This window comes from Maribellus comscasis, from assembly GCF_009762775.1.
Taxonomy (GTDB): Bacteria; Bacteroidota; Bacteroidia; order Bacteroidales; family Prolixibacteraceae; genus Draconibacterium; species Draconibacterium comscasis.
Genome location: NZ_CP046401.1, coordinates 6,081,080 through 6,107,798, shown reverse-complemented (window position 1 = coordinate 6,107,798; position 26,719 = coordinate 6,081,080). Strand labels below are relative to the sequence as shown.

Annotated in this window: 18 protein-coding genes; 7 read left to right on the top strand and 11 right to left on the bottom strand. The window is 37.9% G+C overall.

The annotated features are described in order from the left end of the window. The first annotated feature begins 50 nt into the window (after positions 1-50). The gene (gene epsC, locus GM418_RS24720) at positions 51-977 is read left to right on the top strand and encodes a serine O-acetyltransferase EpsC (protein ID WP_158869924.1); all 927 of its coding nucleotides are present in this window, start codon (positions 51-53) and stop codon (positions 975-977) included. Positions 978-997: 20 nt separating this feature from the next. Continuing rightward, entirely contained in the window at positions 998-2,143 is a 1,146-nt protein-coding gene (locus tag GM418_RS24715; protein ID WP_158869922.1) for a THUMP domain-containing class I SAM-dependent RNA methyltransferase, read from the top strand. Positions 2,144-2,182: 39 nt separating this feature from the next. On the opposite strand, the gene GM418_RS24710 is transcribed toward GM418_RS24715, so the two are convergent. After that, positions 2,183-2,326 (bottom strand): hypothetical protein, encoded by a 144-nt coding sequence (locus GM418_RS24710; protein WP_158869920.1) that lies wholly within the window; start codon positions 2,324-2,326, stop codon positions 2,183-2,185. A 138-nt stretch (positions 2,327-2,464) separates the two neighbouring features. Between GM418_RS24710 and GM418_RS24705 the strand changes: the two genes are divergently transcribed. Continuing rightward, positions 2,465-5,320: a CHAT domain-containing protein gene (locus tag GM418_RS24705; protein WP_158869918.1), complete on the top strand. Its 2,856-nt coding sequence runs from the start codon at positions 2,465-2,467 to the stop codon at positions 5,318-5,320. Between the two features lie 275 nt (positions 5,321-5,595). Here GM418_RS24705 and GM418_RS24700 read toward each other — a convergent pair whose 3' ends face one another. The 3 genes from GM418_RS24700 to GM418_RS24690 all read right to left on the bottom strand — a co-directional run bounded on the left by GM418_RS24700 (position 5,596) and on the right by GM418_RS24690 (position 8,801). Further along, the gene (locus tag GM418_RS24700; RefSeq protein WP_158869916.1) at positions 5,596-7,122 is read right to left on the bottom strand and encodes a hypothetical protein; all 1,527 of its coding nucleotides are present in this window, start codon (positions 7,120-7,122) and stop codon (positions 5,596-5,598) included. After that, the gene (locus tag GM418_RS24695) at positions 7,112-7,699 is read right to left on the bottom strand and encodes an RNA polymerase sigma factor (RefSeq protein WP_158869914.1); all 588 of its coding nucleotides are present in this window, start codon (positions 7,697-7,699) and stop codon (positions 7,112-7,114) included. Before GM418_RS24695 ends, GM418_RS24700 begins: the two co-directional genes overlap by 11 nt. Positions 7,700-8,060: 361 nt before the next feature. After that, a complete protein-coding gene (locus tag GM418_RS24690; RefSeq protein WP_158869912.1) occupies positions 8,061-8,801 on the bottom strand; it encodes a hypothetical protein in 741 nt (246 codons plus the stop codon). Positions 8,802-9,152: 351 nt separating this feature from the next. Between GM418_RS24690 and GM418_RS24685 the strand changes: the two genes are divergently transcribed. Next, on the top strand, positions 9,153-10,982 hold the full coding sequence (locus GM418_RS24685; protein WP_158869909.1) for a BamA/TamA family outer membrane protein: 1,830 nt from the start codon (positions 9,153-9,155) through the stop codon (positions 10,980-10,982). A 2-nt stretch (positions 10,983-10,984) separates the two neighbouring features. Here the strand turns inward: GM418_RS24685 and GM418_RS24680 are convergent, their stop codons facing one another. Genes GM418_RS24680 through GM418_RS24665 form a run of 4 tightly spaced genes read right to left on the bottom strand, consistent with a single transcriptional unit; the run spans position 10,985 to position 16,946 of the window. Next, positions 10,985-12,673: an MBOAT family O-acyltransferase gene (locus tag GM418_RS24680; RefSeq protein ID WP_217447592.1), complete on the bottom strand. Its 1,689-nt coding sequence runs from the start codon at positions 12,671-12,673 to the stop codon at positions 10,985-10,987. A gap of 3 nt (positions 12,674-12,676) precedes the next feature. Continuing rightward, positions 12,677-13,930 carry a GDSL-type esterase/lipase family protein gene (locus tag GM418_RS24675; RefSeq protein WP_158869907.1) on the bottom strand — a complete coding sequence of 418 codons (1,254 nt, stop codon included), beginning with the start codon at positions 13,928-13,930 and terminating at the stop codon, positions 12,677-12,679. Next, positions 13,927-15,399: an SGNH/GDSL hydrolase family protein gene (locus GM418_RS24670; RefSeq protein WP_158869905.1), complete on the bottom strand. Its 1,473-nt coding sequence runs from the start codon at positions 15,397-15,399 to the stop codon at positions 13,927-13,929. Before GM418_RS24670 ends, GM418_RS24675 begins: the two co-directional genes overlap by 4 nt. Next, on the bottom strand, positions 15,396-16,946 hold the full coding sequence (locus tag GM418_RS24665; RefSeq protein WP_158869903.1) for a LysM peptidoglycan-binding domain-containing protein: 1,551 nt from the start codon (positions 16,944-16,946) through the stop codon (positions 15,396-15,398). The genes GM418_RS24670 and GM418_RS24665 overlap by 4 nt, the downstream gene beginning before the upstream one ends. A gap of 194 nt (positions 16,947-17,140) precedes the next feature. On the opposite strand from GM418_RS24665, the gene GM418_RS31540 reads away from it, so the two are divergent. Beyond that, positions 17,141-19,243 carry a GDSL-type esterase/lipase family protein gene (locus tag GM418_RS31540; RefSeq protein ID WP_217447591.1) on the top strand — a complete coding sequence of 701 codons (2,103 nt, stop codon included), beginning with the start codon at positions 17,141-17,143 and terminating at the stop codon, positions 19,241-19,243. A 150-nt stretch (positions 19,244-19,393) separates the two neighbouring features. On the opposite strand, the gene GM418_RS24655 is transcribed toward GM418_RS31540, so the two are convergent. The 3 genes from GM418_RS24655 to GM418_RS24645 all read right to left on the bottom strand — a co-directional run bounded on the left by GM418_RS24655 (position 19,394) and on the right by GM418_RS24645 (position 23,895). Continuing rightward, positions 19,394-21,049, bottom strand: a complete 1,656-nt coding sequence (locus GM418_RS24655) for an AMP-binding protein (RefSeq protein ID WP_158869901.1) — start codon at positions 21,047-21,049, stop codon at positions 19,394-19,396. A gap of 24 nt (positions 21,050-21,073) precedes the next feature. Continuing rightward, the gene (locus GM418_RS24650; protein WP_158869899.1) at positions 21,074-21,622 is read right to left on the bottom strand and encodes a cupin domain-containing protein; all 549 of its coding nucleotides are present in this window, start codon (positions 21,620-21,622) and stop codon (positions 21,074-21,076) included. A gap of 140 nt (positions 21,623-21,762) precedes the next feature. After that, positions 21,763-23,895, bottom strand: coding sequence for a S9 family peptidase (locus GM418_RS24645; protein WP_158869884.1), 2,133 nt, complete (start codon positions 23,893-23,895; stop codon positions 21,763-21,765). A 161-nt stretch (positions 23,896-24,056) separates the two neighbouring features. Here GM418_RS24645 and GM418_RS24640 point away from each other — a divergent pair, with 161 nt between their 5' ends. Both GM418_RS24640 and GM418_RS24635 read left to right on the top strand, forming a co-directional pair. Next, on the top strand, positions 24,057-25,481 hold the full coding sequence (locus tag GM418_RS24640) for an SDR family oxidoreductase (protein ID WP_158869882.1): 1,425 nt from the start codon (positions 24,057-24,059) through the stop codon (positions 25,479-25,481). 81 nt (positions 25,482-25,562) lie between these two features. Beyond that, positions 25,563-26,708, top strand: a complete 1,146-nt coding sequence (locus GM418_RS24635) for an MFS transporter (RefSeq protein WP_158869880.1) — start codon at positions 25,563-25,565, stop codon at positions 26,706-26,708. Positions 26,709-26,719: the final 11 nt, after the last annotated feature.

The following is a 26,719-nucleotide window of genomic DNA, read 5'->3' as shown; positions in this document are numbered from 1 at the left end:
TTGAATATTGTAAATTTAAATTCTGAAATTCCAGGAATCTTATCAAAATTATGACAACAAAAGAATTAGAATCAAAAATAACTCATACCATTCAAAAACTCAGTGATCCGTTTTCATATGATAAGGTTTGTCATGAACACCGTTTGGGCGAACCATTACCTTCAAAAAAATCACTGAGCAAAGTAATCGAAATGGTTCGTGAAATAATTTTTCCCGGGTATTTTGGCAACACCTCTCTGCGTCCCAATACAACAACACATTATATGGGAGTATACATAGACGAATTATATGAATTGCTCAGCCGGGAAATATTGGCCGGGATGTGTTTTGAGTGTGAAGATGAGAAAGCAAACAAAGTTGAAAAACATTCAGACATGGCAAAACATATTGCCATGGATTTTATCGAGTATCTGCCTGAAATGAGACGCAAACTGGTGGCTGATGTTGAAGCAACCTATCTAAACGACCCGGCAGCAAGAAACCGCGGCGAAGTCATTTTTTGTTACCCGGCCATACGCGCTATTACAAACTACAGGATGGCGAATAAGTTACTTGAATTTGACGTTCCGTTAATCCCTCGTTTTATTTCTGAAATGGCCCATAGTGAAACCGGAATTGATATCCATCCACGTGCGCAGATTGGCGAGTCTTTTACCATTGATCACGGTACCGGTGTTGTAATTGGATCAACTTGTATTTTAGGCAAAAATGTCAAAATCTATCAGGGAGTAACTTTAGGTGCCAAAAGCTTTCCGCTGGATGAAAATGGAAATCCCATAAAAGGAATTCCACGCCATCCTATTGTTGAAGATGATGTAGTTATTTATGCCGGAGCAACTATTCTGGGAAGAGTGACTATTGGAAAGGGTTCGGTTATCGGAGGTAATGTTTGGGTTACACGCGATTTGCCACCAGAATCTAAAGTTATACAGTCACGTCCCAAAGAAACAACTTTTGCCGACGGTGCTGGAATTTAATCAAATAAAAACAAAACCTTTTGAAGACTTTTAAACTTACAGCAAAAACCTTTTCCGGACTGGAAAATGTTTTGGCATCGGAAATTAAAAAGATTGGAGGCAAGAATATAAAACCGGGTAACCGAGTAGTCCATTATGAAGGTGACTTGGAAATAATATACAAATCCAATTATTTTTTGCGTACCGCATTACGAATCCTAAAGGAGATAGAATTTTTTCAATTTAAAGATGTTGACCAGTTTTATTTGTATTGTAAAAAAATCAAATGGGACAACATCTTTAATATCAATCAAAGTTTTGTCATAAACAGCACAGTTTCCAATTCAAGGGAATTTCGTAATTCAATGTTTGCTTCTCTCAAAGTAAAAGATGCCATTGCTGATTATTACAGAGATAAAACCGGAAAAAGACCCAATGTAGACACTCAAACTCCGGATATAGTAATTAATGTGCATATTAATAAAAATAATTGCACCATTTCATTGGATAGTTCGGGTGAATCGTTACATAAAAGAAACTACAGAGTAATACAGGGAGATGCTCCTTTAAATGAAGTTTTGGCAGCAGGAATGATTTTATTATCCGGGTGGAAGGGAAATTCAGATTTTATCGATCCAATGTGTGGTTCCGGGACTTTACCAATTGAAGCAGCTTTTATCGCGCAAAATATACCCGCCGGAAAATTCAGAAAAGATTATGCATTTCAGAATTGGCCGGACTATGATGAGGAGCTATTGGACAAAGTAAAACAACCTTCCGATAAAAGAGATTTTAGATATAAAATATATGCTTCTGATATTTCAAAAAGCAATGTATTAAATGCACAAACAAATGCAAGAAGGGCATTGGTTTTTAATAAAATTCAATTTGAAACAACCGATTTTAAAGATCTGAATTTGGATATTTCAGAAGATGCTGTAATCATTATTAATCCACCTTATGGTGAACGCATAAAATCAAGCAACCTCGACGGCCTCTATGCTATGATTGGCGAGCGACTGAAACATCAATTCGCAGGTTGTACTGCATGGATATTAAGCGCATCTTCAGCAAGTTTAAAACAAATAGCATTAAAAACGTCTCAAAAATTAAAGCTATACAACGGCTCGCTTGAATGCAATTATAATAAATACCTACTCTTTAGCGGTAAATTATCAGAACAGTAAAAATATTTAAACAAATTCTTGGAAAATAAAAAGGGTATATTATCCTTCTGGATCAAAAATATCTCTGTCGCGAGTTTTTGGTGGTATAGGATCGCCTCCGCCACGAACTTGCATCATTTCATCTTCACTTAAAATATCAAAACTTTGGAAATTTTCTACTGAGTTATCAATCATCTTTTTCATCGTAAATAAATTAATTCGTTAAACTTAAAAATCACACATTCTACTTATATATTCGGATAATGGTAAAAAGGTAACCCCCGAATTGGAAAAAATTTTTATTTCAATTAATTTGGCTGCATAAAACACAGTTGGTATCGGATGAATAAATTATTTATTGTACTCATTTTCTCCACTTTAACCCTTTCGCCCATATATTTATTTGGAATTGATTTAAATAATGAAAATGATAGTATACAAGCTGTTCAGCTATTCAGTGTTGCCAGTGAATATTCCTATACAGGACAATATTATGAAGCACTAGAGGCTTTTAAAGACGCGTTGGAATTAAGAAAAAAATTTTATGGAGAAAATAGTAATCGTCTTGCCGGTACTTATATGGCTTTAGGTACTACATACAAGAATATTGGAAAATACGATTTGGCAGAACAAAATGTTTTAATTGCTGAGCGACTTTATAAAGACAGATATGGAGCAAACAGCAGCAGAATATCAAACGTTTACTTTAACATCGGAAATATATACAGAGCGAAATTAAATTATGCTGAAGCCATACGATATTTTGAACAAAGTATAACCATCATAAAAAGCCAAGAGGTTGTAGACCATGTTCTTATCGCATATATAAATTATAGCATTGCAGAAATATATTATTTAATGGAACGATATGACAAAGCCATCGAAATTATTAAAAGTAATATTGACAATTCTGAAACTATCGATAAAATCTACTATTATGAACTACTAGGTGCAATTTACAACACGGAGAAAAAATATGACCTGGCTTCCATAGCTTACGAAAAAGCAATAAAATATACGCTGGAGTTTTACCCCACCAATGATATAAATATTGCATTTCAATATCTCAATTATGCCTCCTTTCAATACAATATAAACAATTACGAAGTAGCTGAAGATTACCTGAAAAAAGCTTATTCTATAATTTCTTTGACAGAAACCCAAACGGGGACCACCATTGCGGAGTACTATAGAATATATGGCTTTTTGAACGCAGGAAAGAAAATTAATACAACTGATGTGGAGGATTTTAGAAATCAAAAGTATCAGAATTATCAACAAGCAATTTTTTACTTTAAAAAAGCACTTAAAGCATACAACTTCCCGCCTGATCCTGAATCAATTACCTCTTTGGATGAAATTAATTCCATATCTATAGTATCAAGTATCAGTATTTTAAAATTCATAGCAGACAACTACGTTGAAATGGCATTAATTTATGAAGGAAACAATAAGGATATTTATAAAAAATCAATTGACCGAGCTCTTGATTATTATGGGTTTGTAGGTGATTTATTACAAAAAACAAAACGGGAAATTTCGGACGACGACAGCAGAATCCTATTGGCAGGCTTGGAACAGTCAACTCTTATTAAATTAATAGAAACTTCATTCAGAGCATACAAGTTAGAAAATTCGGTTGAATATGTTGAACTTGCTTTCAAAAACGCTGAATCCTTAAAATCAGGAAGTTTGTTCGACAAATTGTCCAATGATGAAGCAATGCAGTCAAGTTTAATACCGGATAGCCTTTTAACATTGGAAAGAAAAATTAATTTAAACATCACAAACTTTAGCTCCATGAAATACAATGAGCAGGTTTCAGAGACTCCTGATGTATCGGAAATTAACCGCCTCGATTCCGTTCTTTTTAGTTTAAGAAGACAAAGAACAGAGCTCAATGATTATTTGGAAGACAACTACAAGCAATATTACAGTCTGAAATACTCTGATAACTCTATAAACATCAACAAGATACAAGATAAACTAAAATCCGATGAAGTTCTGGTCGAGTATGTCTTAAATGAAATGGATTCACTTACAGAACTCTACACCTTTTTCTTTACAAACAACGAAGTTCAATTTGAACGTCAGGAATTAGCACCTTCTTTTTCCAAAAACATCGATGAGATATTCCAATTTATGTCCAACTCTGGTTATATTTTTACAAAAAATGAAGATTCAAAGAAATATTGTGTTGCTTCAAATCAACTGTACAAAAACTTAATTGCTCCCTATGAAAACAAAATAAAAGACAAGAATTTAATAATTGTACCCGATGGTAAATTGAGTTACATATCTTTTGATGCACTACTCACTGATCTACCTGATACAACATCAACTATTCAATTTAACAAATTAGATTATCTGATTAAATCAAATATCATAAATTACTCATATTCAGCAAATTTAATTTACAACATTGATAATACTAAAACGAATTCTCAAAAACGAATACTGGCATTTGCCCCGGAATATAATTCAGACTCAATTACAATTGGAAATAGTGTATTTCCCTTACGCCCTCTTATAGGAACACAAAAGGAAGTTGATTTAATCGCCTCTGAAATAAAAACAGAAGTATATAAGGGAGAGAATGCCACAGAATTGAAGTTTAGGGAAAAAAGTGAAGATTATGATATTTTACATTTGGCAATGCATGCTTTTATAAACGATTCCCTTCCTTCACTTTCTCAATTTGCTTTTGCTCAAAACAAAAACGGTAATCTTTCTTCTGACGGGCTTTTAAGTACCGCAGATATATATAATTTAAATTTAAAAGCCCGCCTCTCTGTTTTAAGTGCCTGTAACACTGGAACTGGCCAGTTAAAGAAGGGAGAGGGCGTCATTAGTTTAGCAAGAGGTTTCCTTTACGCAGGCTGTCCGGCAATTATTATGACTTTATGGGAAGTTGAAGATAACTCCGGAACAAAAATTATGAGCTCGTTTTACAAATTTCTAAAAAAGGGAAAAAATAAAGACGAAGCCTTAAGACTTGCTAAGCTGGAATATTTGGAAAATGCAAATTCAAGACTGGCTCACCCTCACTACTGGCTTGGTTATGTTAGTATTGGCGATAATACCTCTCTGTATAAGAGTTATGATTTTTACTTCTTTAGTTTACTTTTACTCACAATAATCGGTGTTACTGCAGAACAAATAATTCGTATCAGAAAAGCCCGCAAAAAACGGGCTTAACTGTATATTACACAGAATAACTTTTACAAATACCTGGACTATTCCTAACTATTTTTTCACCAAACTCTACTTTTCGTTATTACGAATATAAATTGAATAATGTGTGTGATTTTTATTCGTCTAACAAAATATTTTACATTTACTGTTATTGAACTTTTTAGAATGTGTGTGATTTTAAGTTTAATTCCAGTAATTTATTTCAATGAGCTTTAGATGACTTGAATTGTTTTTAGAATGTGTGATTTAACAATTCAAACGAATCTTTTTATTTACAACTATTTTATAGAATATTTAAGTCTTCTTAGTATTGCCTTTGCATCCTTTTTATAAAAACTATTTTTATCGATGATTGCGGTTAATTGAACCTTTGCCTTATCCAACTCTCCAAGCTTAATATTACACAGTGCTCTGTTCCATTCTGCTTCTTCGATAAAAAGGTTGTCTGCATGTTTAATAACCTGATTGTATTCAGGAATCGCTTCTTTAAACTGATTCAAATTTTGCAAACTTGCTCCTTTATAGAAGTGGGATGCATATTTTTCACTTTCCTTTTCCAGCGCTTTATTATAATTCTGTATGGCCATTCGGTAATCACCATTCATAAAATAGAGATTCCCCTCGGTAAAGTATTGATTTACTTTAGTAGCTTCATAGGTAAGCGAACGTTCAGGAGACCACTGCGGTGATTTGTAATACGAATCGTATGTTTTGTCTAACGAATTTAAACTGATATTTAAAACTCCTGAAAGGCCTAACAACAAAATCATAACGGCCGCATATCTTTTCAGATTCTTTGCCAGTTTAATTTTTGAATCGGGTATGATGGATTTAACTTCAGTATTTTCTGCACTTCTACGCGCTTCAGCTAACCCTTCTCTCAGGGCAAATATATCTTTCTCACTTGCTGCTTCATTTACGTTTCTTCGTAGATTAACTTCCGACATTAAATCGGTATTTTCGGTCAATTCCGCTAAGAATTCGTCCAACAATTCCCCATCCAACTCGCCGTCGATGTAGCTTTCAATATCCTTTTCGCTAACATTCCAGGATGTCTCAGTTTCTATAATATGACTCAACTGATTACGAAGTTCCAGTATATCGCCTTCAAGCAAAGCACTTTCCATCTCCCGATGTAGTAGAACTTCTTCCCGGAGCGCCCTGTTTTGTCCAAGTTCTGCCTCAAACTCATGAAGCTTTTCACCACTTAACTCTCCGCTCAAATAACTATCTATATCCTCGGTTGAATATTGTGGTTTTACTGATTTTGCTACATGGGAAAGTGTTTCCCGTAAATTGATAATATCTTTTTCCAAAACAGCTTCTTCCAGCCCTTCCAAATCTTCTAATTCTTCGAAATCAAAACCTCCTTCAAGAGAATCGTCCATTTCTCCATTAAGATTTGATTTTTCCTGCTCCCTGTAAAACTCATGAACATTTTCATTGGAGCTCATTTCGTGTTGGTAAACATGCACTTTGGGAAGTGAGTCATAGAAATTAATGAGTTCCTCGGGAGATACATTTTCATTTATTTCCTCAATGTCTGCAAATTCATCGAGTAATTCAAATGTGCCAAAACTGCTTTTTTCTGATTTTTGTGTTTTTGAAATGTTTTGGAGTTTGTCCCGGAGGTTAACAATGTCTTTTTCGCCGACTGCTGATTTAATTTCCTGATGCAATTTGACTTCTTCCCTTAAATCACTGTTGTGTTTAAGTTCAGATTCAAATTCCTTTCGATCGACCTCGCTTAACTGGTCTTCGAAATAATTTTCAATCCATTCAAAAAATTCTGCTTTAGGTATCATCTTCAAGTATTTTTTTGTATTCTGTATCTTGCTTTATCCTGTTTATCAGTAGTTCTTTACACTTATATTTTCTGGTCTTCGCATATTTTTCTCCTTTATATCCCATTATCTTAGCTATTTCCTTTAACGGGACTTTATCGAAAAAAAGTTGCAATAATTTCTGACAATCTGATCCCAAAGTCTTAAAATGCTTCTGATACAAGCTGTATCTTTCATTTTTATCCACTAAGTCTACCAGGTTTTCGTCGTATAAATCATCCTGGTATGGAAGAGTGTCATTTAACTTCTCTTTTTCTATTCTGCGTTTTTCGAGTTGTTTTAACCATAAAAACCTACAGACAGAAAATAAATAACCATGAAAAGAACTCTTTGCGAAAATTAAATCATTCTCTTTTAATTTTCTGTAGATAACAATTATAGCTTCCTGAAATACATCATTAGCGTCATCTTCGCTACCTTGATTTTTCTTAATAAAAAAACTAACCTTGTAATAATACTCCTTATAAATGTATTGTAAGATCAGATTATCATGTCTTAAAATACCTTTTAGGATTTGCTCATCGCTATAACTTCTCATCTTCTATATATATAATTCGATTTTTATCAAAAAGGTAACCCGTATTTTTAATAATTCTTTAAATTGTTATTAATCTGTTTGAAATAACGGGCTGAAATATTCTCATAAACAACACCTTACATTTAAGGTTGTAAATGTACAAATCTAATCAAGAATAATGAAATTTGGGCCAAAAATTTTGAGAGGCATATAAAAACAAAAAGGCCGGTTCAACAACCAGCCTTTTCTCATTAAACTAACTAACCTAACTAAACCTAAACTTATGAAAATAAACGTACCGCAAAGATAAAAGCAGAAATGAATTGAGACAACTATTTTCTGTTAAATCATGTTAAAGATTATATTAATTTAACATGAACACCTATTGAGCAATAAATGTATAATGGATTGTACCGCTCTGAATATCAGGGGAATTGTAGTCTGTATTAAATATCGTTCTTGACGCAGCGACTTCGGCATACGTATAAATTTGTTCATTGCGTATATTTCTATTTTTACGCGCCGAGGCTTTAACAACCCGCCCGTTTCTGTCAACTTCAATATCAACAACTATTTTTCCGCCTCCTTGTGTTAAGTAAACAGGAATGGGCAAACTCAGGTGATACCTGTTTTCCAAATAATAAACAATGTTACTTTCACCCGTATAAACCACATTTTTAATGGAATCAGGATTCATTCCCTCAGTGGTTTCCACAGGCATTTCAATGTCTTCAAGTTTTACCCTTTCTTTTGACAATTGATTATTAACATCAGCTGCCAATTGCCGGGCTGCCTCTACTTCTTTGAGATAGTCTTCATCAAAAAATTCCTCTGTTGCAGATAATCTGTTTGAAGCGCGATTTGTTCTCTGACTTTGAGTTTCGGTACTTTGCGATGAAGGATCATTCGGAGTATCATCCTGCTGCTCGACTTCCGGTTCTTCAATTATTTCCTCCGGTTCCGGTATGATTTCAGGAAATTCAATAATTATTTCTTCTTCTTTTACATTTCCTTTCATGTCTACTTCCGCCAAAAGAAATGTGAGAACGAGCAAAATATGGAAAACCAAAGTTCCCATTACCCCATAAATGTTCCTTTTATAAAATTTCCCCAATTTGCTCATGCAGCAAAAGTATAAAATAACCGCTAAAACATTAACGCAATTCGACCTTCAAAATTTATTAAACAGCATAAAAAATTCCGTTTAAATAACACATGGAGATAAATTCTATGGCTTGATGTAAGTTGCTGATCTTTATCATTATACCCATCACTGTTTCTGTTTTCAAAACACAGTTTCAACTCAAATTTTCTATTTACACGCATCGTTTAACAGTTTTTAACACTCTGTTTTTCAAAGTTTTAATATCTGAATGACTTTTTTTTTGCATGTTTATAAAATGAAATTTAATTCCCTATTGAATCAAAAATAATATCGTATTTTAATGCAGGAATGAGTGGGTGGTCGAAAATATTGATTCTAGTTATCATAACATTAACAAATGTCTTAGGTTCTGAAGTTCCTGCACAGTCCTATATAAAAGATACTGCCCTTATTGAAAAATTACCCGAAGAAAAATACAACCAATTTTATGATAGCTTGAAGCACAAAGCCAATCAAAACAAGTTCACCCGTATCTTTTACGATTTTCTGATTTCTCCACCTCGTCCCTACGTCGATAAAAAAGAGATGGCTCTGGAATATTACAGTCGGATGGAAGGAAAAACTATTTCTGAAATTGATATCACTGCACTTGATGTATTTGGCCCCAACCTTGAAGATACAACAAAAAAAGCCAAAAGTTGGGTTGAACGAACGGCCAATGCGCTTCACACAAAATCAAACCTTAACACCATCGGAAAAATGTTAATGTTTAAGGTGGGCGATATTATCGATGCTGAAGAATTGTACGAAAACGAACGTATAATCAGGGCGCTTCCCTACATTAAAGACGCCCGCTTTTTTCTGGAACAGGATTCTATTAACCCGGATTTGGTAACGGTTCATGTAATTACAAAGGACAGATTTTCGCTTGGAGTTTCGGGAAATGTAAACGGGACTAGTTCTGCAGCACTCGAACTATACAACCAAAATATTTTTGGTGTTGGTCATGAAATTTCATTACGTTTTGTCGGTCATTTGCACAAACAACCGTACATGGGTTTAGAAACGTTCTATTCAATTAACAACGTTAAAGGAAAATTTGTGGATGTTTCTGCAGGATACATGAACACATACCTAAAAGAAGGATTTTCTTTTGAGCTGGAAAAACCATTTCTAATTCCATCAATGAAATGGGGTTACGGAGCTTCTGCGTTAAGAATGCACCGAACGAACCAGATTTTTGATAATGATCCCCTAATTATTGAAGAACCGTTGGATTATTCATTTTACAGTGCCTGGGCAGGAAGAAGCTTTCAGATAAATGAAAACAATTACAATAGCTCTCAAGTGGTTATTTCGGGAGGATTTTATAATCGCACCTACCACCACAGACCAAATCCGTCGTTTCCGGAGAATCAGTTTTTCTCCAATAATACTTTTTACTTAACAGGTTTAACTTTTACTCAGCGGCGATATATTCAGGACCAGTTAATATACAGTTACGGCATTGTTGAAGATATACCGGAGGGATTTAAAAATGAAATTGTTTACGGATTTGATGCCAATGAGTTTGGGAACAGACATTATTTACACCTTTATCTTTCAAACGGGAATTTACTGATAAAAAGAAGAGGCTATCTTTTTATGTCGGCTGGTATTGGTGGTTATTTTAATAAATCGAAGTTTGAGCAAGGACAAGTTCAGGCGAGTACCAATTTTATTTCGCGCCAGTTTAATGCAGGAAGAAAGAGGTTTCGACTATTTATCCGTTCAAATTATATTCTTGGCCTTAAACGTTTTGATATTGAGAATCTTGACTTAAGCCGAAATGAAGATATTCGTGGATTTTCAAGTAAAGAAGCGGTTGGCAAACAAAAACTTAGTGTAGATCTTGAATATGTTTTGTTTTTGCGCAGAGAATTCTACAAGTTTAATATGGCTTTCTACGGATTTGCCGACGTGGGAGTTATCGGTTCAAACAAAAAGCTTATTTTTACTCAAAACTATTACAGCGGCCTTGGCCTCGGCTTACGACTTCATAATGAAAACCTGGTTTTCAAAACCCTGCAAGTCAGGCTTGCTTTCTATCCTTTTCACCCCAGCGACATGAGTTTTGTTGGTTTTATCTTTGAAGAACAATTAAAGAAAAACTTTTACAGTTTCGAGCCTACCGCTCCCGCCCCACTGGATTTCAGATAATTTTAAAATTGGAAATAAATAAATGGTTGCATATCGGCTGAAATGGATTGATAAACAATTATTACAACAACCGCAGAAATTACAACTTTCAACCACAAAGGCGTTCCAATAAACCACTCGGTAATTTTCTCCTTCCATTTATCACTTAACCAGTGAATAAAAAATCCGAACAACATCATCAGAAAAACCCACTTGTAGGCAGCCAAAACCTGTGGGATAACATTTAAATGTAAATCAGTAGCTATCTGATGCATCATTCCGTTTACAACGGTCATCGACTCGGAGCGGAAAAAGATACGCGTAAATGTGATAAAACCAAATGTGATAGCAATTTTCCAGATGTTGACCAAAATGTTATTTCTTTTTTCCCAGGGACTTATTTTTCGCCAGAACTTATATGTAACAAGGCCAATTCCGTTTAAACCTCCCCAAATGATAAACTGCCACGATGCTCCATGCCACAAACCTCCCAACAACATGGTCAGCATTAAATTTATATTGGTATCAATTTGCCGTTTGACACCCGGAAAAATTCTGGCCAGAATTGCAAATACCAAAACCGCCACAGCAAAAATGGGCACCAAAATAAATTTACCGGCCAGCAACACAACGATTGCTAAAACAAGCCCTAAACTAATATAGCTAAAAACCGAACCGTTGCGGTTTCCACCAATTGGAATATACAGATAATCTTTTAACCAGGAAGAAAGAGACATATGCCAGCGTTTCCAAAACTCACCTACACTTTTTGCTTTGTAGGGTGAATTAAAGTTTTGCGGCAACCTGAACCCCATCAATAAAGCTACTCCGATTGCGATATCGGTATATCCTGAAAAATCAACATATACTTGCAGTGAGTAACCAAATAAAGCCATCAGATTTTCAAAGCCGGTGTAAGTAATCGGATCTGAAAAAACACGATCAACAAAATTTACGGCAATAAAATCGCCAATAAATATTTTTTTTATGAGTCCTTTTAAAATCATAAAAACAGCCCAGCCAAACTCACGTTTTGAAACATGGTAATCTTCGTAAATTTGTTTTACAAAACCCGATGCCCGTACAATTGGACCGGCAACCAACTGAGGAAAAAAGGAAACATAAAAACCAAAATCGATAAGATTTTTTACCGGCTCAGTCTGCCTCCGGTAAACATCAACTGAATAACTGATGGTTTGAAATGTAAAAAACGAAATTCCCACCGGCAATAAAATCTGGTTTACATTAAAGTGTGTTCCCGCAGTTTGATTTGCTATTATCGCCAGATGATTAATCACATGCAGGTCGGTTCCCAGCAATGTATTTATACTGTCGGTAAAAAAATAGGCATATTTAAAATAAGCCAGCAAAGTAAGATTCACAACCACACTCGCAGCAACAAGAAACTTCCGAGCCATTTCATTCCGGGAATTGTAAATCCATTTTCCGATAAAAAAATCGGTTATCGTACTGAATAATAAAATAAAAAAGAAAAAACCACTGGACTTGTAGTAAAAAAATAAACTGGCAGCAAATAGATAACCTGCACGAATACTTCGATTTTTTTTATTGTACACAAAAGAGTATCCCAAAAGAACCAGGGCAAAAAATCCCCAAAAGAAAAAACGGGTGAAAATCAACGGTGCCGATTTATCATAAATCAAAATGCCTTTTAGCCATTCTCCCCAATTTATTTGTTGTATAAAATCCAAGTTTTATTTTGTTAGTTGTGAAACTTCATTTTTGGTTTGAACATAGTTTTCAAAATTCTGCATAAACGCTGCAAAAAAGAGATCCCCCAGCATAAGATACCCTTCCCGTGTAAAATGGATTTTATCGTGCTGGGCCAAATAATTTCTTTCCCATAAAACCACTGAATTTAGTCCTCCCATTACTTCAAACATATCCCAAACGCCCGTATCATGTTTCTCTGCCAGTTTAAACATGCTCTCTTCCACTTTCTCTCCGTTTTTATTCACATACCTGCGATAAAGATAACTGTCGTTATTTGTAGTTAAAATGATGGCTGTATGTGGTGCTGCCTTTCTGATTTTTCCTATCAATTCAGAATAGTTGTCTTCAAACCTCTTTTGTGAAAAACGCCTTCCGTACGCATCATTAATTCCAAGCCCGAGAATAACCAGATCGGGCTGCAACTGTTTCATTTGTTCTTCAAAAAGCTGACAACGTAAAAATGCCGGAACATGTGCACCATTTACGCCAATGCTGTTATATACAAAACCATTCGGCGCTTTTTCCGTGCTTATTCCATACAGCGTAAATCCTTCAGAAGAATTGGCTTCACGCTGAATCAACAGCCGTAAACTATCAACATGTGCATTTAATTCAAACTCAATAAAACCATCTCCGTTTACTTGTCTTTTTACCAAACTACTGTCAACCGACACTGAATACTTTGATGTTTCGTAATTGCAAAAAACCTTAATTTTATGAAAGCTGTAATCCAACTCATTTTCATCTTCCAGCAAAATGGTAAGGTCGGTAAAAGGTGCCCTTGTTGTAGCAGAAATTCCTCCCACTCCCAATAACTGATCGTTTTTTCTTCGCTCTATATTCCGGCAACTTTGCCAGCCTCCGGAATAACGAATATAGTAGCCGTACGGCGAATTTGTTCTAGCTATCCGATAGGGGAACATAAACCCCCACCCCGCGTTCATATCGCCATTTAATTGCTGAAAACGGCTCCTGAGTCTTCCGGAAAAAGTTCCGGCCTGAATATGTGATCCGCCAATATGAACCACATTTATTCTTCCCTCGCCCGTTGAAAGCATATTTTCAAGCTTTGTAAAAAGTTTCTGCGCATACTTATCGTTTCCAAAATGATGCAGTTCATTCCGGTCGTACCGAATAAAATTGTACGGATTTACCTGGTACAAATAACTTTCGTCCTGTGCAAGTACGTGCACAGAAAACAGCAATCCAAGCCATATAAAAATGAATCTCCTCAATTTACTTCCATTAAAAAATTGTTGTACTCAAAAATCAATGCATTATAAAACATATTCGCCACCAGACGTGCTCCGCGAGCCGAAAAATGCACATAGTCAGGACGTGCCAACTCAGGATCGGCGTTAACCCACGAAGGCATACTGTTGTATCCTCCCATTGCCTCATACATATCCCAAAATCCGCAGCCGGTCGACAGCGCAACTTCTTTTAAAGTTTCCACTACAACAGGCAAATATTCGTAGGTAACATACTTGTCTTTTTCCTTGGTTGACATGTCACTTGGTCCGATTACAATAATGGCAGCGTCCGGGCACAAATTCTGCAATCTTAATATTTGACTTTTAAACCAGCGCCCGTAATTTTTTATGGCCTTTTCGTTTTTAATATAGGGCACTACATTACCGCCAAATTGAAGAAGAAAGAGCCCGGGTTTTAAATCACTGTACATTTTCAGGCTGTGGAGGTAATCTGATTTTGTAAAAATAGTTCCCGAACTTCCCCGAAGCGCAATATTATCCACAATCACCCCCTGCTGTTCCGCCAACTCTATACCGTAAATATCGGGACTGTCGTAGCCCGAGAAACGAACAGAAATATGACTTACCGAATCCGGAAGCTGACATTCAATCACACCATACTCCAACGCTGCAGGCAAAGTATCGGTCAGCAAGATGTCTGCTTTTACCATGAGCTGCATTTCAACAGGGCGTTTGGCGTTTCCGTAGAACATTCTGAAATGTTTATATTCTCTTGTAAGTTTGTACGAAATATCTGACTTGGAAATGTTCAACTCAGCATCGTACAAAATTGAATCCCGGAAAGGAAGAGTGTCGCTTGCCGGCGGCGCAAATCTTGAAAAAGCTCCCATTACACCGTAACGATCGTGCTCAACGGTGGAATCAACTTTCCCGTAAATGGGATAACGTTTCCAATTATCTGAGTTTTCCTGAACGGCACTAAAAATATAATCGTAAGGTTGTAAAGCCGGGCGTAACCCCGGACCACTCCCGCCAAACTTTACCTGAAACTTGTTCCGGACAAAACTGGTAATCCGGTCTCCCTCAATCTGGCTGTCGCCATAGTGCATTATCCGAATCAATGTACTGTCGTGAAGGGTTTGAAAAAACCGATGCAAATTAATTTTTCCCGTATCTGCCAATTCAATCTTATAAATTGAGGCAACAAGGGAATCATAACTGGCACTTGGAATAAATTCAGCAACTGAATCAGAGCAAACAGTGTCCATATCCAAATCGATATCCACCAGAGAATCAATATCAAACTGCTGTTCCAGAATTTCAGAAACATCGGCATATTCTACCTCATTATCAGCCAGCATTTCTTTAAAAGTAGGCATGTGAAATGTAAAGGCACCTAATTTTACTCCCCCTCCGGGAGTAATCCACATGGTACCCGCCAAAAGCAGAAAAACGCCAAACGTAAAAAGCAATATTTTAACTGGTTTCATTTTCGGGGATGTATTATTAGTTTCTGACCAATTTGTATTTTTCTCGGATTATCAATGTTATTCCACTCCAATATCAGTTCTGGTGTCACTCCTTCATACTGCTTTGCAATAACAAACGGAGATTCACCATTTTTTACCACGTGTTCTATTTTTTGGTTTGTATCAAACTGTTCGTAAACTTTTAATGCGGTGGTACTCTGAATTCTATCAATAACATCTTCCTTCTCATTCGGTTTCTCGGCAGTTTGATTTACCAGATTCCTGTAATAATCAGCCTGGTCATCAGGTATAAAAATATCAATCACTTGCCCTGCCTGGATTCGCCTTTCATTCACAATATTATTCCAGTATTTTAAATCGGCAATACGAACGTCATAAGTTTCAGCAATAATACCAAGTACATCACCGGTTTTTAAACGATATTTTATTTTTGTTTTTCCTTCAATTTCCAGGTCTTTTACGGGCTCGCCCAAATACTGTCGGTTAGGTGCCGGCGGATATTCAATTTTTTGTGTTATCAATTGGAAATAGCTCGAATCAATGGCGTTATTTATCGAATCATTCCATAACACAAAATCATCTCTTTTGCCTTTGGGAAGAGCAACTCTCCGCCCCTTTGAATTCTCCGGGACAATGGAATATTTGTACTCCGGATTTAAATCACTGATTTGCTCAGCTGAAATCCCAATTACTTTTTCAATTTGTTTAAAATGCAACTGGCGGTATATCCTAACGGTGTCAGGAGCGTTCTTTTTTTGATAAAACCCCGGTTCAGGAATAAACCGACTGGTATTCAAAAACGCAGCCATTGCCTGAAACGCTGCAATTTGCTCAGCAACTTTTCCCGGAAGATGGCTTAAAACGGAAGCGGTGCCCGAGCTTTCACCTGCAAAATGAATCGCATTTTTTACCGCTGTATTCCCTGAAATAAAAGCGAGAACAGCCAACTCTGTGTTATTGTAAATTTCCAGATTTTGTTTCAGGTCCCGGGCTGCTATTCCTGTTGAACGTATAACATCCAGTCGTTCATCCACCAAACGAGTTACTTCGCCGCCATTCAACAGGGCCTGAAAATGCGAAAGATGCCAAATGCCGGCTCTTTTGCCTTCCCCGGTTGAATGAACATTTAAAGCTGAAATAGCAGGAGCCAGGTATTTTAATTCAACAGGCAAACCCTCTTTTTTAAATTCCGTTTCAAAATCTTTTTCATAAAACGAAAACAGTTGAACCAAATTCTTTTTCCGCTCGTCTGCCAGCGAATTCAGAAAGCTGAAATATTCTTCTGACTTATCAATAGCTCCAGGAAAGACAGGAAAATGTAACGATTTATATGCTTCGGAAAAATCAGTAGTATTTTTAAATGTAAACTTTCCGGGATAAAGTTCCTTTTGAGAAAAAAAATACAAATCAGAAATCTGTTTTATATTTTCTGTGAATGTTGAGAAATAATTTCCGGGGATGGTATCAGATTGAGCATTTATCCTGGATGTGCAGATCAAAGATACCACAAGCAAAATCAAAACGATATTTTTTATATTCAGATTCAATTCAAATAAATTAAAGCTGCAAAAATATCATTTCCTATGGGAATGAAAACCGAAAAGGAAAAATTCATGTCAGGCATTTTCCGCCAACACTTTATATGGAGGCCTGAAGTCACCTGATGAATAAGGATATCAGATTTCATTCATGCGGGAATTTTATCTACTTTTAGCCATCAAAAAAAATTACCACATTAATCATGAAACGATTAACCCAATTGTTCTGTATTGCCATTCTGGCTTTTAGCATTGTAGCCTGTCAACAAAAAACACAAAACGTTTCTCTCAACGGAACCGTTCTTTCCGGCGGGATAATAAATGAAACGGCAACACCTTATGCAGAGATAAACCATAGCTCATCGCCAAAGGGCACTGTTTTGTTTTTCCCGGGAACAGAATCAAAAAACGATTCGCTTACCTCGGTTTTTATACAGCAGGGGTTTTCAGTCGTCACTTTAAAAGGAGATAATGTCCAACTGGCAGATGCCTGCAAGGCTTTTCGTTTGATTCTGTCGGATGAAAAACTACAGCTGGAAACCGGGCATACTTCCATCGTCGGAATTTCAGATGGAAGCAAGCTAGCGGCGCTCACAGTGTACGAACTGGACGAAAATGAACGCCCGGATGATTTAATTCTGATAAATCCGGCCGGTTTTGAAGAAACTACACAGGGAACGGTTTTTCCGGTCATTAATCCGCCGCTAACAACGCATACAAAACTTTTGTGTATTACTGATTCTGTCACGCTAAATCCAACAGCACTCAACGCCGCGATTGAATATAGCAAAACGTGGATTGGTTACGACGGAATTGCTTTCAACAAAAATGTAAACGACGCAAAAAATAGTAGTTCAACAAAAAAATTACTGGTTTCCTTTTGGAACGGAGAAATGGTTTTTCCCAAAGAAGAAGTAAATCCGGCGGCAGCTCCGGTGGAAGGATATTCTCCTGAACGTCATGAGGAAAAAGTAAAGCTGGTAAAAAATCACAAATACGACTTGCTGTTTGTAGGCAACTCCATTACCAACAATTTTGAGAAACCGCAGTACCAGGCAGTGTGGAAAAAATATTTTGCCTCACGCAACGCAGTGAATTTGGGTTTTTCAGGCTATCGCACCGAAAATATCATCTGGAATATTCAAAACGGAGAGATGGAAGGGCAGTCACCGAAAGTGATTATTCTTGAAATCGGCACCAATAATATCGACGAAAAGAATTATCCGACGCGCCACACTGCAGGACAACTGGCTGGCGGAATGGAAGAGATTGTAAAAATATTCAGGGAAAAATGCCCGGAATCAAAAATTATTCTGCTGCGTTGTTTCCCCGGCGCTTACGGTGGGCCAAATCCAACGTCGCACCGCCGGATACTCGAACGGGCTTCGGATATTGTTTCCCGTTTGGCCGACAATAAACACATTTTTTATTGCGATGTAAACCATGTATTTCTGAATATGGATGGGTCAATCAATCACAACATGCTGGGCGACTGGTTACACCCTACTCCTGCCGGCGCGGAAGCCTGGGCAAAGGCTATGGAACCGCTGCTTTCGGAATTAATGGGCGACCCATCGCGCGATACTAAAAAACCGGTTAATTCGGCCATCGTTCCCACTTCGAAACTGGAAAAAGACAGCTACGACTGGTGGGTTCGTCATGCCGATGTATTACAGGTAAAAGATTCGCTAAATCCGGATATTGTTTTGATTGGAAACTCCATTACCCACTTTTGGGGCGGTTCTTTCCCGCCTTTAAAATATGCCGACGGACGTTCACGTGAACCCAATGGCCCAAATTCGTGGAAGGAAACGTTCGGAAATCACCGCGTGCTGAATTTAGGTTTTGGCTGGGATCGTACACAAAATGTATTGTGGCGGCTGGATCACGGCGAACTCGACCGACTGGATCCGAAACTTGTAATTATTCACATTGGCACCAACAACACCAGCCAAACAAAAAATGCACGGATGAATACCCCGGAGGAAATCGTAGAAGGACTAAAAGCCATTTGTTTGCGTGTACGATCGAAAGTTCCACGGGCAAAAATTGTTTTGATGGAAATTATGCCAAGGGAAGAAAAGTCCGATAATCCGCGCCGGATATTGATAAACGAAACCAACAAAATTTTACAGACATTTGCTCAGGAAAATGATATTACGCTGCTCGACATCAGTTCTGAAATGCTTACTCCTGACGGAATTTTAACCAAAGAACTCACGTTCGATTTCTGCCATCCCACTGATGCAGGTTACCAAATATGGGGCAATGCTTTGCAGCCATTTATCCGGGGAATAGAATTCTAATCCAGTACAATGAGGATCCGGATTCAGGTCGTTAGCCTGATTTAACGGAATAAAAAAGTGTCATCCCAAACGGATAGAAACCGATAACACCGGATTTCTTTTCCTATCTGAAATGACACTTTGAAAGGATTCGTTTTTACAATTAAGCTTCTATTGATGGTCTCGTTCACGAATTTCCACCCGCCGAATTTTTCCGCTGATGGTTTTAGGCAATTCATCAACAAATTCAATTACCCTTGGGTATTTGTAGGGGGCAGTTACTTTTTTCACATGGCTTTGCAATTCTTTTACCAAAACATCGCCTGCTTTTTCTTTGTAGTCGTGGCCTAAAACAACGGTAGCTTTTACCACCTGCCCGCGAATGTCATCGGGCACTCCGGTAATGGCACATTCCACCACTGCAGGGTGTGTCATTAATGCGCTTTCCACTTCAAACGGCCCGATTCGGTAACCCGAGCTTTTAATCACATCGTCAGCTCTACCTACAAACCAGAAATAACCATCTTCATCTTTCCAGGCCAAATCGCCGGTGTAATAAATCCCGTCCGAGATGGCTTCATTGGTCAATCGCTGATTCCGGTAGTATCCTTTAAACAGCCCTGTAGGATATTTTTTATCGTAACGAATCACAATCTGCCCTTGTTCGCCTGCTTCGGCTGAGCGCCCGTCCGGAGTAAGTAAATCGACATCGTAATGTGGATTTGGCAATCCCATGGAACCGGGTTTGGGTTCCACCCAGGGCGAAGTAAACACAGAAAGTGTGGTTTCACTTTGCCCGTAACCTTCGCGCAGTTTAATACCCGTTAGCTGATAAAATTTGTTATATACTTCCGGGTTCAGCGCTTCACCGGCAATGGTACACCATTCCAGCGCCGACAAATCGTAATGGTTTAAATCTTCACGAATGAGAAAACGAAAAATAGTTGGCGGTGCACAAAGCGATGTTACTTTATGTTTCGACAAAACAGTGAGAATATCGGCAGGAGTAAATTTCTCGTGATCATAAACAAACACAGAAGCTCCAACGAGCCACTGTCCGTATAATTTCCCCCAAACAGCTTTTAACCAACCGGTATCGGCAATAGTTAAATGCAAACTGTTTTCATGCAAATTTTGCCAATATTTTGCGGTAATAATATGCGCCAGCGGATACACGCTGTCGAGCACTACCATTTTGGGGTCGCCGGTTGTTCCCGAAGTAAAACTTACGATAATCGGGTCGTCGTTTTTTGTTGGCTCCGCCGGACGTTTAAAAGGTGTGGCATTTTCAACACCTTTATGAAAATCTTCCCATCCTTCAGGAACGATTGGCCCAATTGAAATTCGCCGTTCAACGGATGGTGATTTTGCCATCGCGCCATCCACATGACTTAAAATCAATTCTGTTCCGTCGCAAACAATGGCTTTTATGGTAGCTGCATTATTTCGGTAAACAATGTCTTTTGACGTAAGCAAATGAGTTGCCGGAATAATAACTGCGCCAATTTTGTGCAAAGCGATAATGGTAAACCAAAACTCAGAGCGGCGTTTTAAAATCGCCATCACCATGTCGCCTTTTTTAATTCCCAGAGAGGAAAAATAGCCCGCAGATCGGTCGGTAATTTCTTTTAACTCGCCAAAAGTGTAGGTTCTGCACTGCCCCTGGTCGTTTGTCCAGAGCAAGGCACGTTTATGTGGATTTGTAGCTGCCCAGCCGTCAACAACGTCGTAGGCAAAATTAAAATCTTCGGGGATAACCAGCTCATAGTTGGCTTTAAAGTCTTCAAAATCTTTAAAAGCCTTTTGTTTTAAATACTTCTCAATCATGTAGCTGTAATTTCTTTGGTTTTATTAAAATATCAGTGAAAGAAATTTAACGGTTTCATTTTGTAATGCTTTCATTCCATGCGGAAGTGAGGCATCAAAATAGAGGCTGTCTCCTTCGTTTAAGGTGAGCTCGTGCCCGCCAACGCTCAACAGCATACTTCCTTCCAAAACATAATTAAATTCCTGTCCGTTGTGACTATTCAAATGCAATTTATTTTCACTCGGTTCAACGGTTACAATAAACGGATCGGCTTTTCGGCCCACAAAACCGGCTGCCAGCGACTGATATTTGTAAGCACTTATTCGCTCCATTGCTGTGCCCTGCCCTTTTCGTGTAAGGAAAAAAGATTTCATCGTTGGCTCACTACCAAAAAGCAATGCAGTTAACTCAACATTATATTTTTTTGAAATATTTTGAAGGGCGCCAATAGGAATGTCGTTATCACCACTTTCGTATTCCAAATACTCATTTGTACTGGTATTGCAGGTTGCTGCCATTTCTTCCACCGGAATATCCAGCAGATCGCGTAAACCCCGTAATCTCAATGCTATTTCGCGAATTTGTCCGTTCATATTTTTTTCACTTTAGGTTAGTAATTAAGAACAAAGGTATAGCCTTTACATAGAAATTGTCCGGCTTCCCTTGCCGCATATTTTATATCGGTTTTATTGTTCGATTTTTCGTTCCTTTCGCTGCTTATTAAAAAAGCAGACTACAAGTTATCAATAAAATAGTCGCTTACTTTTTGCATCAAATGCACCCTGTCTTTTCCACGAACGTTGTGCGGATGTGTGGGATAAACAAAAAAATCGAGTTGCTTTTCCTGTTTTACGCATTCCCGGAGAAACTTCATGCTGTGCTGCATAACCACGGTTTCGTCCTGCACACCATGAACCAGCATCAGTTTCCCCTGAAGACCGGAAACATGGTTTAACATATTGGTTTCCTTAAATCCTTCAGGATTTTCCTGTGGGGTATCCATGTAGCGCTCACCATACATTACTTCATACATGCTCCAGTTGACAACAGGGCCTCCGGCCACACCAACTTTAAAAACTTCGGGATGGCGCAGCATAAGGTTTAGTGTCATAAATCCACCGTAACTCCATCCGTGTACACCAATCCTGTCTGAATCGACATAAGGTAATGATTTCAAATATTCAATCCCTTTCATCTGATCCTCTGTTTCCAGAATTCCCAATTGCCGGTGAACAACCGTTTCAAAATGGCGGCCACGGTTTAGCGTTCCTCTATTGTCCATCGTAAAAGCAATATATCCCTGCGAGGCCATGTAATATTGCCACCATCGCGCCTGATTATTCCAGCTTTTATTTACCAGTTGAGAATGGGGTCCGCCATACACATAAACAATCACCGGATATTTTTTTGATGGATCAAAGTCCACCGGCAAAATTAAACGGCCCGCCAATTCTGTTTTTCCGTCGGCAGACAGGATAGAAACCAGTTTATTCTCTCCCAATTGAAAGTCTTCCAGCGGGTCTTTGGAACTTAACAGATTTTTTCTTTTGCTGCCGTCCGCAGAAATAAGGTCTGTATTGTGGGGGATCTTCGGCGCACTCCAGTTATCAATTATAAATTTGCCACCGGGGCTGACTACGCCGCTGTGAACGCCTTGTCTGTTTGAAAGCTTTTCCATTTCCCCGGTTTTAATATTCACCCGGTAAATATGATTTTCCAGCGGACTTTCTTTTGTTGCCTCCACAAAAACAAATTTTTCTTTACTGTCGAAACCTAAAACATTGGTTACTTCCCACTCTCCTTTTGTAATTTGTTTTAGCAACTGTCCTTGTGTGTTGTATTTGTATATGTGAAACCAACCGTCTTTCCGGCTCAAATAATAAAACTCATTTTTATTTGTTTGGGAGAATTGAATCGGATACAGCGGCTCAACATATCGTTCATCGGTCTCCTCAAATAAAGTTTTTACTTTTTCTCCGGACGAAACATCGTAACAATTCAGTTGCATGTGGTTTTGCCCGCGGTTCAGTTCTGCAATATAAATGTTCTTTTCATCCGGCGACCAGGCAATATTGGTCAGATAATGATCAAGCGGTTCTCCGGTTTTCATAAAAACAGTTTTGCCACTGGAAATTTTATAAATCCCCAGTTTTACCTGCTCGCTGGTTAATCCGGCCATCGGGTATTTTACGGGAGTGTATTCTGCCTGCCTCCCCATAAAATCGACCAGCGGATAATCGTGAACCCTGCTTTCGTCCTTCCGGTAGAAAGCTACAAAATTCCCTTGCGGCGAATTAAAAATTCCACCGGAAATTCCAAATTCACTTCGGTGGACCGATTTGCCATTTACAATTCCTTTTCCACCGTCGAAAGTGACTTGCACCTTCCCGCCGTCAGCAAAAGAGATAAACAAATCATCTTTAACCGTATAAACAACAAATTTTCCAGCTATATTAAATTCAGCATTTTCAGCACTTACAGGCAATTCATATTTATAAACCAACTTTTTATTTCCGGTGTCAATCAGCAAAAACTTATTTCTGTTCTGAATCAACATTTCGGAATCGTTCACCCATGAATATTGCGGAAAATTTTTAAAACGAATTCCCGTTGAGTCATGCACAATCGCGTTTAACTCCTCAAGAACAATAAAGGGTATCTTTTCCCCTTTCTTTGCAGATTCAAGCCATAAGGTATCACTCTCAAGATAAGTAAACTCAATTTCACTCCTCCAGCTCAGATTCTCAAATGATTCAGGACTAAGACCATTGTAGCGGCCAAGGATGGCATCCCCAAGCGTCATTTGTTTTTGCTGGGCAACAACAAGCTGCGCCAAAAACAAAAAAAGAAGAAAGATTTTTCGCATGATTCAATTTTGTATATTGGGTTGCGAAAATAAAGAAAGAATTAGCAGCTAAAAAGAATTTTCGTCAAGAAAACCGGAAATTCCCGCATATATAAATCGGTTCAACAGAACATGTAAACTTTAAAGCTCGATTATTTGTTCTCTTTCTGAATCAACAAATTATGAGAATACTTTTAACAGGCGTAACAGGTTATGTAGGAAAACGTTTACTCCCGGCACTCATTGAAAAAGGACATCATGTAATTTGTTGCGTACGTGAAAAACGGAGGCTAAATTTTCACAAAAATCTTCTTGAAAAACTGGAGGTGGTTGAAGTTGATTTTTTGAATGAACCTGATTTTGAGATCATTCCTAAAAACATTGATGCTGCATATTACCTTATTCATTCCATGACTACTTCGTCGGAGAAATTTGATTTACTGGAATCAAAAGCCGCTGAAAATTTTAAAAAGTACATGGAAAGCACCCGGGTAAAACAGCTTATTTATTTGAGTGGGATTACCAATACAACGAAACTCTCACGTCATTTGGCATCGCGCAGAAAGGTAGAGGAAATTTTAAAAAGTAATGCTTATTCACTGACTGTTTTACGTGCCGGGATAGTTGTTGGCTCAGGAAGCGCATCCTTTGAAATAATCCGCGATATTGTAGAAAAACTACCGGTAATTGTTGCTCCCAAATGGCTTCTTACCCAAACACAACCGATTGCCATACGGGATGTAATTTCGTATTTACATGGTGTACTGTTTCAGGAAAAATGTCTGAACCAAACATTTGATATCGGGGGGCCGGAGATACTTACGTATAAAGAAATGATGATCCAATATGCCAAAGAACGAAAATTAAAAAGACCCTTTTATACCACTTCTTTGATTAGCCCGAAAGTTTCATCGTACTGGTTGTTTTTTATAACGTCGGTTTCATATAAACTGGCTATAAGTTTGGTAGAAAGTATGAAAACCGAAGTAATTTGCAGGAATAACGATTTGGAACAAATTCTTCAGGTAAAACCAATTACCTATCAGCAGGCACTAAAAAATGCATTTCAAAGAATAAAACAACATCTGGTTCTAAGCAGCTGGAAAGATTCAATAATCAGCAGCAGTCTGGGACTCTCTTTATCCGATTTTATTGAAGTTCCGCAATTCGGATGTTACAAAAACATCAAAAAATATAAAGTAGAGAACATCGATAGGGTCATCCAGAATATTTGGACCATAGGAGGAGAAAAAGGTTACTATTATGCCAACTGGCTCTGGAAAATCCGAGGTTTTTTTGACCAGATTGTTGGAGGTGTTGGATTAAAAAGGGGGCGAACTTCACCCAGAGAAATAAATCCGGGCGATGCACTCGATTTCTGGCGGGTTTTGTACGCCAGCCGTGAAAAACAGAGGCTTTTACTTTTTGCAGAAATGAAACTTCCGGGGGAAGCGTGGCTGGAATTTAAGATTGATGAACATAAGATGCTGCATCAAACAGCAACGTTCCGTCCACGCGGAATTTTGGGACGACTGTACTGGATTGCGACTTCCCCATTTCACTTTTTTATTTTTAACGGGATGATAAAAAATATTGCTGAAAACTAGTTTTTAAATCTTTAAAAAACACACTGAGAAATTGACTGTTTCCGATTGAATAAGTTACATTAGCCCGTCTAAAACAAATTTATGCAACGAAAAAATCTTACTGTAATTTTTCTGTCAACACTTATCGCAGTGATGGGTGTCGCAAGTATCACGCCGGCTTTTCCCTCCATCATTAAACATTTTGGAATTACTCCCATGCAAGTTACGCTGCTGATTACGGTTTTTACATTTCCAGGCATATTTTTGGCACCGGTAATTGGAGTTCTTGCAGATAATTTTGGCCGAAAAACGATCCTGATACCTTCTCTATTTCTTTTCGGGCTGGCCGGATTGGCATGTTTTTTCACCAAAAACTGGCATATTCTGCTGGTTCTGCGTTTTTTCCAGGGAATTGGAGCAGCGTCTCTCGGCATGTTGAATGTGACTTTAATCGGAGACCTTTTTAGCGGTCCGAAAAGGGGTGAAATAATGGGATACAACGCCAGTGTTTTAAGCATTGGCACAGCAACTTACCCGGCAGTTGGCGGCGCCCTTGCAATGGCCGGGTGGCAGTTTCCGTTTCTTTTGGCTTTGCTTGGAGTTCCGACTGCTTTCATGGTAATATTCTGGTTAAAAAATCCTGAACCCGATAAAAAACAAAACCTTGCTGATTATTTGAAAAGAACCTGGAAAAATGTCAATCAAAAAACAGTATGGGGACTTTTTATTCTGAACGTTCTTTTGTTTGTAATTTTATACGGAGCTTATCTTTCCTACTTTCCGCAACTGATGACTGAGAGGATGAACTCAAGTTCACTTCAAATCGGGCTGTTTATGTCGGGTTTTTCTGTTGTTACTGCCATAACTTCTTCCCAACTAAAAAGAATAAACAAAATTCTAAAACCTAAAGTACAGCTACAAATTGGCTTTACTTTGTATCTTGTTTCAATGCTCTTACTTTCCTTTGCCGATGAATGGTGGAAATTACTTTTCCCAATTGTTACCTTCGGAATGGCTCACGGTATGATTATTCCCGGAGTTCAAACTTTACTGGTAGGTTTTGCCCCGATTACAGAGCGTGCAGGTTTTATGTCGATAAACAGTATGGTTTTGCGGCTTGGGCAAACCACCGGACCAATTATAATCGGTTTTTTTTATGCTCTGGGAGGAACCGGAACAGCTTTTATTGGAGGTGCAATTGTAGCTGTAGTAATGTTAATAATTTCATTTACCATGCTAAAATTGTAAAAACTTCATTT